This window comes from Roseobacter sp. OBYS 0001, from assembly GCF_019654895.1.
In the GTDB taxonomy this organism is placed as follows: domain Bacteria; phylum Pseudomonadota; class Alphaproteobacteria; order Rhodobacterales; family Rhodobacteraceae; genus Roseobacter; species Roseobacter litoralis.
This window is the reverse complement of sequence record NZ_BPES01000009.1, coordinates 85,307-97,547: the sequence shown is the minus strand read 5'-3', so window position 1 is coordinate 97,547 and position 12,241 is coordinate 85,307. Positions and strand designations below refer to the sequence as shown.

The following is a 12,241-nucleotide window of genomic DNA, read 5'->3' as shown; positions in this document are numbered from 1 at the left end:
ATGTTGAATGTTGCCATTCTTGGCGCCGGAATCGGGGCGCAACATCTTGCCGCCTATCAGGCACTGCCGCATCTGTTCCGGGTTGCGGCCCTTGTGGACAAGGATCAAACCCGTGCCGAGGTGTTGCGTGGCACGCATGATTTCCTGATTACACCCGATTGGGATCGCGTTTTTGCGATGCCCGACATTGACCTTATCGACATTTGCCTGCCCCCTCACCTGCATCTGCCCGTCACGCTGGAGGCACTGGCTGCGGGCAAAAATGTCATCTGTGAGAAACCGCTGGCGACCAGCCTCGCCGGGGTAGAACAGATCGCGCAGTCCGCCAGACAACACAACCGGACGGTATATCCGGTTTTCCAATACCGCTACGGTCCGGCCTTTACGCAGTTGCGCCACCTGCAACGCGCAGGTCTTTTGGGTCAGCCGCTGGTGGCTTCGATGGAAACGCATTGGGCCCGTGATGGCGACTATTATGCCGTACCATGGCGCGGCACATGGGCGGGCGAACAGGGCGGTGTGGTTTTGGGCCATGCCATCCACGCTCATGACCTACTGACGCATTTCATGGGGCCGGTGCGATCCGTTTCGGCGGTGACGACCACCCGCGTCAATCCGATCGAAACAGAAGATTGCGCGGCAATAACCTTTGAAATGGTGAATGGGGCAATAGCGACAAGCAACATCACCCTTGGGGCTGCAAGGGATGAAACGAGGTTGAGGTTCGTGTTTGAAAAGCTAACGGCGACATCGGGCACAATCCCTTATGCGCCCGGCACGTCAGATTGGTCGTTCATAGCCAGAAATCCCAAAGACCAGCCCACAATCGACAACGCATTGGCAAGCGCACCTATCGAACCACCGGGTTTTGAAGGTTTTTTAAGCGCGGTCGCAGCTGATCTGGCCGGGCAGCCTTCGAATTCGGTTCCACTGGCGGATGGGGCGGCTTCCATTGAACTGGTGACAGCGATATATCATTCTGCAAGGAGCGGCGCGCGCGTTTCGTTGCCGCTGCCATCGGCTCACCCCTTATTCAACGGATGGATACCATGAAACAATGTTGGCGCTGGTTCGGACCCGCAGACAAGATCGCCCTGCCCGATCTACATCAGGTCGGCGTGCAAGGGATCGTGAGCGCCCTGCATGATGTCCTGCCCGGTGCGCTTTGGACGCCCGAAGCGATCCGGCAACGGCAGGATATGCTGCACCAACAAGGCTTTGACTGGGCGGTTGTCGAAAGCCTGCCTGTGTCGGAAAGCATCAAGACACAAAGTCCGCAGATGGCAGATCATCTACTGGCCTATAAGGAAAGCCTGCGCAATCTGGCAACGGCTGGCATCAGCACCATTTGCTATAATTTCATGCCGATCCTCGATTGGACCCGGACGGAACTGCGCGCAAAGCAACCCCACGGCGGGACGGCGATGCTATTTCGCTTTCTGGATTTTGCCGTGTTCGATCTGCATATTCTGCAACGGGACGGCGCAGCCTCGGATTATTCGCAAGAGCTGCAAGAAATGGCGGCACAGCGATTTGCCGAGCTGACTGACACGCAACGCGTCGCGCTGCAGAACAACATCGTCGCGGGCCTGCCCGGGTCCAACGACAAGTGGACAACGGATGATGTGCGGGCGCATCTGGCGACCTATCAGGACATTTCGCCCGCGCAACTGCGCCAGAACCTCATTGATTTCCTGTCCGAGGTATGTCCCGTCGCCGAAGATCTTGGCCTGCGCCTGTGCTGTCATCCGGATGATCCGCCCTTTTCACTGCTTGGCCTGCCACGCATCATGTCGTCCACCGATGACTATGCACATATCCTGAATGCCGTACCCAGCCCGGCAAATGGCGCGACACTGTGCACCGGATCGCTCGGCGTGGCGGAAGGTTTCGACCCGGTTGAGTTTGTCAGCCGCCTTGGCGACAAAATCCATTTCGTGCATCTGCGCAATACCAAACGCCTACCCGGATCGGACCGGGCGCGACCAGATTTCTTTGAGGCCGCGCATCTGGAGGGTGACACCGATATGGTCGCCACCATCAAAGCGCTGCTGGCCGAAGAAAAACGTCGCAAGGACGCAGGCCGGTCAGATTGGGAAATCCCCATGCGCCCCGACCATGGGCAGGAATTGCTCAGCGATCTGGGGGGCGGCAGCATGCCCGGCTATCCGCTGATCGGGCGCATGCGGGGCCTTGCGGAGTTGCGCGGGATCATGGCGGCGTTTGACTCGGCCTAGAGCGTCTGACGAAACATCAAGTATCACGTAACGCGTTGAAATCTTTGGTTTCAGGCAGCCTTACGTGATTCAGGTTTTTGGCATGACCCTTTAAGCTTCGGTACGGGTGAGCGGGAGGATCGTGTCATCCTCCTGCGGCAATTCCTCAAAGTCGAAGTTGTCCAGTTTGACCGCGCGCTTGCCTGCGCGTTCTGCCGCTGTGCTAATTTCATGCACGTCACGCTGCGCCTGTCTGAAATGCGTATCCAGCTTGCCGACCCGTTCCACCACCAGTTCCACATCCCGGTGCAGCATCTTGAGCGTTTTGCGGATCGCACCGGCCTGTTCGCGCATTCTGGCATCTTTCAGAATGGCCCGCATCGTGTTCAGCGTCGCCATACATGTGGTGGGTGAAACAATCCAGACCCTTGCGTCGAACCCCTTGCGCACAAGCTCGGGGAAATTTGAATGAAGCTCAGCATAGACAGCTTCGGACGGTAGAAACATCAGCGCGCCATCCGCCGTTTCGCCCTCAATGATGTATTTGTCAGAGATATCATTGATGTGTTTCGTGACGGCCGTTTTCATTTTCGCAACCGCGTCTTTGAGGTCCCACTCCGTCTTGGCAGCGCGCAATTGTTCATAAGCCTCCAGCGGGAATTTGCTGTCGATCACAATCGGGCCCGGTGGGTTAGGCAGGTGGATCAGACAATCCGCGCGTTTTCCATTGCTCAAGGTATGCTGCAAGGCATAGCTGTCGTTCGGCAACGCCTTTGAAACAATATCGTGCAGCTGAATTTCACCAAAGGCACCGCGCGTTTGTTTGTTGCTGAGGATGTCCTGCAAGGACAATACGTCACCGGATAGTTTCGTGATATTGTCCTGCGCCTTGTCGATAGAGGCCAGCCGTTCCTGCAACTGGGTCAGCGATGTGGTCGTCTGCTTGCTGGACCCGTGCAGCGTTTCTTTCATGCGTTCCTGCATATCGGTCATTGCGCGCTGCGAGCGCATCGCGTTGTCCGCCAACCGGTCCTGCATCTGCTGCTGCACGGCGGCAAGGCGTGCCTCAACCGTTTGTATCACCTGTGTCTGCGCATTGGCCTGCGTGTCCGACACCGTCTGCAACCCACCGCGCAGCTGTTCCTGACCCGCCGAAAGATGCTGGACATGCTGCCCCAATACACCCAATTGCTGCATCAAAGGCTCCGTCGATCTCGCCGAGCGACCTGCGGCCCGCACTGCCATCACAAGCAGCACAAGGATCAGCAAAACCAAAGCGCCGCCGCCCATCGCCGCGAGAACAATGGGGTCTGTGAGGTTAATCGTTTGTCCTGCAACCTCAATCATGTGCGGCCAAACAAGCGTTCGATGTCGGACAACTTCAACTCAACGTAAGTGGGTCGCCCGTGATTGCATTGCCCGGAATGCGGCGTCGCTTCCATGTCGCGCAACAGCGCATTCATTTCCTCGGTTTTCATCCAGCGCCCCGAGCGGATTGAGCCATGACAGGCCACACGGCTCAGGATCGCATCTATACGCTGGCGTATGTTGTCAGACGTGTTCTGATCCGCAAGCTCGTCCAAAATATCCAGTATCAGCGCGCGTGCATCCACCAACCCGAGAATGGCAGGTGTCTCACGCACCGCGATCGCATCCCCGCCGAAGGGCTCCACAACCAGACCCAACTGGGCAAGATCATCAGCAACCTGCATCAAAGACGCGCAATCAGCGGCGGACAGTTCAACAATCTCAGGGATCAGCAAGGCTTGCGAAGCGACCCCATTTTCCGCCATCTGGCGTTTCAGTTTTTCATAGACGAGACGTTCGTGCGCGGCATGCTGATCGACAATGACCATGCCCGTCGCAGTCTGCGCAATGATGTAGTTTTCATGCACCTGACCGCGAGCGGCACCGAGAGGAAAATCAACAGGTTCATCCGCAGTTTCCCCGTCAGGGTCCGTTTCTGCCACACGCCCCCAAGGCGCGGCTACCTCCTGAAAAGCCGGTGTTTGCGGCGGCGCAGACATCGGCCTTGAGGCATGATCCATTTGGTAGACGCGCGCGCCAATGGGTTCGGGCTGCATCGCCCCAAGGGTCGCTGTGCTGACGGTCGTTGATGCACGATGGCCTGCCTCGGCCAGCGCGTGGCGCAGCGCCGAAACGATCAGGCCGCGCGCGATACCGGGATCGCGAAACCGCACCTCTGATTTGGCCGGGTGGACATTCACATCAACCAGTTTGGGATCACAATCCAGAAACAGCGCCGCCGCTGGGTGGCGGTCCCTGCTCAGGAAATCGGAATAGGCCCCCCGGAGCGCCCCAACCAGCAGCTTGTCCTTGACCGGACGCCCGTTCACGAAAAGAAACTGTGCGACCGCTGAGCCACGCGAATAGGTCGGCAGGGCTGCAAAGCCAGTGAGATGCAAACCCTCACGTTCCGCATCAATTGCCAAAGAATTCTCGGCAAACTCACGGCCCAGAACGCGCGCGAGCCGCCCATGCAACGCTCCAAACAGATCGCCCTGCTGCGCGTCGGCGCGAAATACTTCGCGGCCCGGTCCATCGCCGGAGACATCGCGCAGTACAAACTGCACGAACGGCTCCGCCATGGCGAGGCGTTTGACCACATCAGAAATCGCCTGCGCCTCGGCGCGATCACTGCGCAGGAATTTCAGCCGCGCAGGTGTTGCGTAAAACAGATCGCGGATCGTGACCGTCGTCCCCGGGTTGCAGGCCGCTGGCTTGAGGGGTTTTTCAGTCCCGCCTGCAACAGTCGCCTCGACCCCGTCATCGCCATCGGCGCGCGTGACAATCGCCAGGCGACCGACCGCCGCCAACGAAGGCAACGCCTCCCCACGAAACCCGAATGTCTGGATGTTCAGCAAATCACTGCCGTCAATCTTGGACGTGGCATGACGCGACAAGGCCAAGGGCAAATCATTGGCCGTCATCCCGCAGCCGTCGTCCTGAACCCGGATCAGCGTCTTGCCACCATCCCCATAATCAATCGCGATCTTGCGCGCGCCCGCATCGAGTGCATTTTCGACGAGTTCCTTGATGGCAGAGGCGGGGCGTTCCACCACCTCACCTGCCGCAATGCGGTTCACGGCCCCCTCGTCCAACTGGCGGATAACGGGGCGGCTCGCGCTTATATTGGGGTTCGCTACGCTCATGACACTACACTTAGCATGCCTTGGCACGATTCTGAAACCCGTAACACGCGGAACCACAGACATGTCAGACCGCTTGCCAAGATACTTGGGTCATGCGACTTTCCGACTCTCCCGGACACAGGATGTGCATCATGGAAACAACCGATACCGCCCCCCAATCGCAGAGCGTGCAGCAATCCTTGCCGCAGGTCGTTGAGCCGCGCAATCCGGGGATGGATCTGGACATGGATTGGGTGATGAGCCTGCAGGCCAATACCTCTGCCATTGAACGCCGCGCGGCAACATTACCCGCACGCAGGTCTGTCAAAAAGACGCATCAGGCGGCATGGTTGCTGCGCGCGATCACGTGCATCGATCTCACAACGCTGTCTGGCGATGATACGGAACGGCGCGTCGAACGTTTGTGCGCCAAGGCGATGCACCCGGTATCAGACAGCTTGCTGAGCGCACTTGGCGTGGATGACATCAAAACCGGTGCGGTCTGTGTCTATCACGAAATGATCCCAGCGGCGTTGCGGGCGCTGGAGGGGTCTGGCATTCCGGTGGCAGCGGTCAGCACGGGGTTTCCCGCAGGGCTTTCCCCGCTGCATCTGCGCATCGCGGAAATAGAGGAGAGCGTGGCAGCGGGTGCGGCAGAAATCGACATTGTCATTTCACGCCGCCACGTGCTGACCGGCAACTGGCAGGCACTTTATGACGAAATGCGCGCATTTCGAGCGGCCTGCGGAAGCGCGCATATAAAGGCCATCCTCGCAACCGGTGAATTGGGCAGCCTGCGCAACGTGGCGCGCGCCTCGATGGTGTGCATGATGGCCGGGGCCGATTTCATCAAAACCTCAACCGGCAAGGAAAGCGTCAACGCCACGCTGCCTGTCACATTGGTCATGATCCGCGCCATCCGGGACTATTACGAACGCAGCGGTTATCGCGTCGGCTACAAACCGGCCGGGGGCATTTCAAAAGCCAAGGACGCGATCACCTATCTAGCGCTTATCAAGGAAGAGCTTGGCACTGCGTGGCTTGCGCCGAACCTCTTTCGATTTGGCGCGTCCTCACTTCTCAACGACATCGAACGGCAGTTAGAACACCATGTGACCGGCCAGTATTCAGCCGGGTATCGTCATGCCACCAGTTAAACCAACACGCCGCGCCGGGAGCCTCCAATGACCGTATCTGATATCTTCGCTTCGATGGAATATGGCGTGGCACCTGAAAGTGCTGCGGACGCACTGGCCTGGATCGCCGAACAGGGCGGGCATTTCGGACATTTCATTGACGGTGCATTTACGCCCCCCAGCGACGGGTTCGAAACGCGAAACCCCGCCACGGGCGAGACGCTCGCGCGGCTCAGCCAAGCAAAACAGGACGATGTGGACCGCGCAGTTGCTGCCGCACGCCGCGCGCAACCACGCTGGGAAAAACTGGGCGGGCATGGGCGTGCGCGCTTTCTCTATGCTTTGGCGCGCCTTTTGCAAAAACACAGCAGGCTGTTTGCGGTGCTCGAAACCCTCGACAATGGCAAACCCATTCGCGAGGCGCGCGACATCGACATCCCACTTGCGCAACGCCATTTCTATTTCCACGCAGGCATGGCGCAGCTCATGCCGACCGAACTGGCAGACCGCGCGCCGATTGGCGTTTGTGGTCAGATCATCCCGTGGAATTTCCCACTTTTGATGCTTGCGTGGAAAATCGCACCCGCGCTCGCGATGGGCAACACGGTGGTGTTGAAACCAGCGGAATACACCTCTCTGACAGCGTTGCTGTTTGCTGAGATTTGCACGCAAGCCGGGCTGCCCAAGGGGGTCGTGAATATCGTGACCGGCGACGGCGCGGTTGGCGAAAGAGTTGTTGCTGCCCCAGTCGACAAGATCGCTTTCACCGGCTCCACCGAAGTCGGCCGCCGCATTCGCGAACAAACGGCAGGCAGTGGCAAGGCGCTCACCTTGGAACTGGGGGGCAAATCACCCTACATCGTTTTTGACGATGCCGATATCGACAGCGCCGTCGAAGGGCTGGTGGATGCGATCTGGTTCAATCAGGGTCAGGTATGCTGTGCCGGTTCAAGACTGCTGGTCCACGAACCTGTGGCGGATGTGTTTTACAGGAAACTGCGCGCACGGATGGACAAGCTGCGCGTGGGCGATCCGATGGACAAGAACATTGATGTGGGCGCGATTGTTGATCCGGTTCAGGTCAATCACATTTCCGGTCTCGTATCAGCGAACCGATCCGGCGACACCCATGTGGCGGCGGTCACGATCCCGGAAACAGGGTCGTTTTACCCGCCCACGTTGATCACCGGACTCAACCCCGCCGATACGTTGATGCAGGAAGAGATCTTTGGCCCTGTTCTCGTCTCAATCACGTTCCGCACCCCGGCGGAGGCGGTGCAGCTCGCGAACAACACACGCTATGGCCTTGCTGCGACGGTCTGGAGCGAGAACATCAACCTTGCATTGGACATCGCACCCAAACTTGCCGCCGGGATCGTCTGGATCAATGGTACGAACATGATGGACGCCGCAGCCGGGTTCGGCGGCGTGCGCGAAAGCGGTTGTGGACGCGAAGGTGGATGGGAAGGTTTGGCCGCTTACACAAAGCCGAAAACGAAAACAAAGCGGCTGAGGAAAGTCGCCCGCGTTGCAGGTAAAGCGTCACCAGGCGACGCGATAGATCGCACCGCGAAACTTTACATCGGTGGGAAACAGGCACGCCCTGATGGCGGGTATTCAAGGCCCGTTTTCAACAAATCGGGCGGGCTGGCGGGTCATGTGTCGCTGGCCAACCGCAAGGATGTACGCAATGCCGTGGAGGCCGCGCATGGCGCTGTGGCCTGGTCAAAAACAACCGGGCACCTGCGCGCGCAGATCCTGTATTACATCGCCGAGAACCTGTCGGCGCGCGCCGGGGAGTTCGCCGCCCGGCTGAACGCACTTCAAGGTGGAACGAACGGTGCCGCTGAGGTCGAGGCGACGGTACAACGGCTCTTTACCTATGCGGCATGGGCGGACAAATTCGACGGTCAGATACACGGTGTGCCCCTGCGCGGCGTCGCCTTGGGGGTGAAGGAACCCGTAGGTGTCATCGGTGCGGTCTGCCCTGATGAAGCCCCGCTGCTTGGGCTTGTGTCTTGCATGGCGCCCGCCATTGCGATGGGAAACCGGGTCATTCTGGCGGCATCTGAACCCTTCCCGCTTGCGGCAACGGATTTTGTTCAGGTGCTGGAAACCTCGGATGTTCCTGCCGGTGTCGTCAATATTCTCACCGGTGATCATGCCGATATTGCCGCACCGCTCGCGGGGCATATGGATGTTGATACGGCGTGGTGTTTCGGTGCGGCTGGCTTGTCGGAAACGGTTGAAAAAGCCGCCGCCAGCAATCTCAAACGCACATGGGTCAACCATGGGCAGGCCCGAGACTGGTATGGCGTGGACGCTGAAGGCCGGTTTTTTCTGGAGGCCGCGACAGAGGTCAAAAACGTCTGGATTCCTTACGGGGAATAAGACCGTCTGCCCCGCACTTGTCGGGGCAGACTTGTTAACGCTCTAGTTGCCGGGCGTGCTTTCGAGCCCGACTGGTTGCCCGACCACGACGAAATGCAGGTTTTCCGGTTCGAGCAACGCGCCTGCAACACGTTTGACGCCCTCAACGGTGACCGCTTCGATCTGCTCATTGCGCGTCGCGATATAGTCGATCGGCAGACCAAGCATTTGCATGCCCACCATGATATTTGCGATCGGGCCGTTGCCATCAAAGCGTAGTGGATACGCCCCGGTCAGGAACGTCTTGGCGTTTTCGACTTCTTCAGCCGTTACACCTTCGGTGGCTGCCTTTTCCCATTCATCGCGGATAACGTCGATGGCCTCCGCAATGCGGTCGTTGGCCGAACTGACCGAGCCGACATAAACCTCCGCCAGATCTTTGCCCGCAAGATAGGAATAAACCCCGTAGGTGAGCCCACGTTTTGCACGTACCTCATCCATCAGACGGCTTTCGAATGATCCACCGCCTAGTACATGGTTCAGAACAACGGCGGTGAAATAGTCGGGGTGGTCCAGTTTGATCCCTTTTTGCGCAAAGCGCGCGACGGATTGGGGTGTTTCAAAGGGAACCACAGTGATCCCACCGGTAATTTCAACATCGGCACGCGGTGGCATGGGCGCGCCTTGTTCTGGCAATGCACCAAGCAATCCGTCGAGCATAGTGGCGAGTTCCTCTTCGGTGATGTCGCCGACCGCACCGATGTAAATGCGGTCACGTGTCAGCAGATTTCGGTGCGCCTGCACCAAATCATCGCGCGTGAGCGCTTCAACCGACGACACGGTCCCCGATAGATTCGTGGCATATGGGTGATCGCCAAACATCATCTGGTCCATGGCGCGGCTGGCCAGCGCATCCGGGTCCTTCTCATTGGATTCGATACCGCTGATCACTTGTTCGCGCACCCGTTCAATCGCGTCCTCATCAAATCGGGGTTCCAACAAAGCCGCACGCAACAATGCGACGGCTTCATCCCGGTTCTCAGTCAGAAAACGCGCTGAAACAGACAGCGCATCATCATCCAGACCAAAGCTGATCGAGGCTGCCAACCCTTCGACGGAACGCGCAAATGCGCGCGCGTCCATGTCTGCGGCACCCTCTTCCAGCAGCCCGGTCATGAGGTTGGTCGCACCGCGTTTACCCGCGACATCCAGCGAACCACCGCCCCGGAACCGGATTTCGAGCGCCATGAAAGGGATTGACTGGTCTTTCACAAGCCAAGCCGTCAGCCCGCCGGGCGTGTTGACTTCCTTAATGTCCACGGTCGCAGACGCCGGGAGCGCCAGACACAGAACCGCAGCAATTGTCATCATCAATCGCATCATTGTGTAACCTCTTCGCGCATGATCCAGCCTGTCACCGACGCGCGGCGGTCAAAAACCTCGCGTGCGGCGGCCATGATGTCTTCTTCCGTGACAGCTTGCAGGACATCAGGCCACGCCTGCACATCCTCAACCGTAAGCCCGGAGGTCAGTGCCTGCCCGTATCGGTTGGCGATCCGGTCCACATCGTCGCGGGCATAGACCTGATCCGCGCGGATTTGAAACTTGATCCGCTCAAGCTGCTCAGGGTCGACGCCGGTTTCCATGAATTTCACGAGGGCGGCATCCATCGCATCCTCAGCTTCCTGCAAGGTGACATCGGGCCTTGGCACAACAATCAGATTGAACGTCGTATCATCCAGCGATACCGGGCGATAAAAACTGGCGGCATATGTCGTGACCTGATTGTTGAATTGCAACTCTTCCGCGAGGAAAGACGTTGTTCCACCGCCGAGAATCTCACTCAGAAACACAAGAGCGGCCGCTGTCTCCTGCGCGCCGGGGTCGCGTTCCGGCGCAAGATACGAGCGGCGCACGTAAGGTTGCGCAACACGCGCATCCCGGTAGATCAAGCGCCGCTCCGCTGTTTGCGGTGGCTCTTCAGTGCGCAGCCGGGTGGGCAGGTCGGGGTTGCGCGGAATAACACCATAGTGTTCTTCGGCCAGGGCGCGCACCTGTTCGGGCGTCACATCACCGGACACGACCAGAACCGCGTTGTTGGGCGAGTAGTAAATCTCGTAAAATCCAAGCGCGTCCTCCATATCCAGCGTTTCCATCTCGTGCATCCAGCCAATGATTGGCACGCCGTAGCGGTGGTTGAGGAACTGTGCCGCGTTCATTTGCTCGCCAAAAAGAGCACCGGGGTTGTTTTCGGTGCGCTGATTGCGCTCTTCGATGATCACGTTGCGCTCGGTCGTGATGTTTTCTTCGGTCAGGCGAATGTTCTTCATCCTGTCCGCTTCCATTTTCATCATCAACCCAAGCCGGTCTGACGCGACGCGCTGGAAATAGGCGGTGTAGTCATAGGAGGTAAACGCATTGTCGCGCCCGCCGTTTCGCGCAACCGTGGCCGAGAGTTCTCCCTCAGCCAACGTATCGGTCGCTTTGAACAGCAAATGCTCAAGGAAATGCGCAACACCTGACGACCCTTTCGGCTCATCCGCTGATCCGGCGCGATACCACAGCATGTGCTGAACCACAGGGGCACGGTGGTCTTCGACGACAACCACCTGCATGCCATTCTCTAGTGCAAAGGTCGTTACCGACTCTTCGCCGGCACTCACGGTGACGGGTATCAGGCTCAAAAGCGCCGCAAAGGCGGTAAATCGCAACATGTGCTATCCTTTCGCAAAGTAAAAACACATAGGTCTGCGCAGTTAGGTACGTTGCAAAAGCCATGGTTCAAGGCACGCTGTCACGAAAGTGAGCGACGTCCTGTTAATTTCAGGTTATTACTGAGGTGGGAAACTGGGCGTACGGGCGCCAGCGCGACGCCATGCCTCAGCTGTCTCACGCGGGTCCAGCGCCTGACCGCTGTAGACTTGGTTGTACAAGTTCTCCGGAAAAAGCTTGAATTGCGTGAACCGCGACTGCCCTCTGCGAAATTCCGCGTCTTCGGTCGCGAGCGACTGGCGGATGTCGGGGTACACTCCGAACCGACTTGCCGCTGTGACCAATGCACCATCCGAGGATGGCACCGGCGCGGATGCATCCCCCGGCCTGCCCCCCAGCGCGACGACCATCTCCGCCAGAGGGTCCGTATCAGTCCGGTTTGCCTGCCCCGGCGTCGGCTGCGGCAGACTGGCGAAATCGGGCGGCAACGTCAGTTCCGCTTTCGGCTCAACGATGAACTCGTCAGGCCCCCGCGAGTTGGACGTCAGAGTTTGCAGCCCCTGATTGGAGCAGGCGCCAAGGGTCATGGCGATCAAAAGAAATGGCACTTTCATGCGCATGAAACGTGTCTCCTTGCGGTTACATCTAAATACGC

General features: G+C 58.7%; 9 protein-coding genes. 4 read left to right on the top strand and 5 right to left on the bottom strand.

Going from position 1 to position 12,241, the window contains the following annotated elements:
* Together K5Q35_RS16375 and uxuA are read left to right on the top strand one after the other, a co-directional pair.
* On the top strand, positions 1-1,053 hold the full coding sequence (locus K5Q35_RS16375) for a Gfo/Idh/MocA family protein (RefSeq protein ID WP_220800341.1): 1,053 nt from the start codon (positions 1-3) through the stop codon (positions 1,051-1,053).
* Entirely contained in the window at positions 1,050-2,237 is a 1,188-nt protein-coding gene (gene uxuA, locus K5Q35_RS16370) for a mannonate dehydratase (RefSeq protein ID WP_220800340.1), read from the top strand. Before K5Q35_RS16375 ends, uxuA begins: the two co-directional genes overlap by 4 nt.
* 90 nt (positions 2,238-2,327) lie before the next feature.
* Here uxuA and K5Q35_RS16365 read toward each other — a convergent pair whose 3' ends face one another.
* Together K5Q35_RS16365 and mutL are read right to left on the bottom strand one after the other, a co-directional pair.
* Complete coding sequence (locus K5Q35_RS16365; RefSeq protein WP_220800339.1) at positions 2,328-3,563, bottom strand: DNA recombination protein RmuC; 1,236 nt, start codon at positions 3,561-3,563, stop codon at positions 2,328-2,330.
* Entirely contained in the window at positions 3,560-5,389 is a 1,830-nt protein-coding gene (gene mutL, locus K5Q35_RS16360) for a DNA mismatch repair endonuclease MutL (protein ID WP_220800338.1), read from the bottom strand. Before mutL ends, K5Q35_RS16365 begins: the two co-directional genes overlap by 4 nt.
* 131 nt (positions 5,390-5,520) lie before the next feature.
* Here mutL and deoC point away from each other — a divergent pair, with 131 nt between their 5' ends.
* Both deoC and K5Q35_RS16350 read left to right on the top strand, forming a co-directional pair.
* The gene (gene deoC, locus K5Q35_RS16355) at positions 5,521-6,525 is read left to right on the top strand and encodes a deoxyribose-phosphate aldolase (RefSeq protein WP_220800337.1); all 1,005 of its coding nucleotides are present in this window, start codon (positions 5,521-5,523) and stop codon (positions 6,523-6,525) included.
* Between the two features lie 27 nt (positions 6,526-6,552).
* On the top strand, positions 6,553-8,895 hold the full coding sequence (locus K5Q35_RS16350; protein ID WP_220800336.1) for an aldehyde dehydrogenase family protein: 2,343 nt from the start codon (positions 6,553-6,555) through the stop codon (positions 8,893-8,895).
* Positions 8,896-8,937: 42 nt separating this feature from the next.
* Here the strand turns inward: K5Q35_RS16350 and K5Q35_RS16345 are convergent, their stop codons facing one another.
* The 3 genes from K5Q35_RS16345 to K5Q35_RS16335 form a co-directional block, all read right to left on the bottom strand.
* The gene (locus tag K5Q35_RS16345; RefSeq protein WP_374758639.1) at positions 8,938-10,254 is read right to left on the bottom strand and encodes a M16 family metallopeptidase; all 1,317 of its coding nucleotides are present in this window, start codon (positions 10,252-10,254) and stop codon (positions 8,938-8,940) included.
* Entirely contained in the window at positions 10,254-11,588 is a 1,335-nt protein-coding gene (locus K5Q35_RS16340) for a pitrilysin family protein (RefSeq protein WP_220800334.1), read from the bottom strand. The genes K5Q35_RS16345 and K5Q35_RS16340 overlap by 1 nt, the downstream gene beginning before the upstream one ends.
* 117 nt (positions 11,589-11,705) lie before the next feature.
* Entirely contained in the window at positions 11,706-12,206 is a 501-nt protein-coding gene (locus K5Q35_RS16335; RefSeq protein ID WP_013963668.1) for a DUF3035 domain-containing protein, read from the bottom strand.
* Positions 12,207-12,241 lie beyond the last annotated feature (35 nt).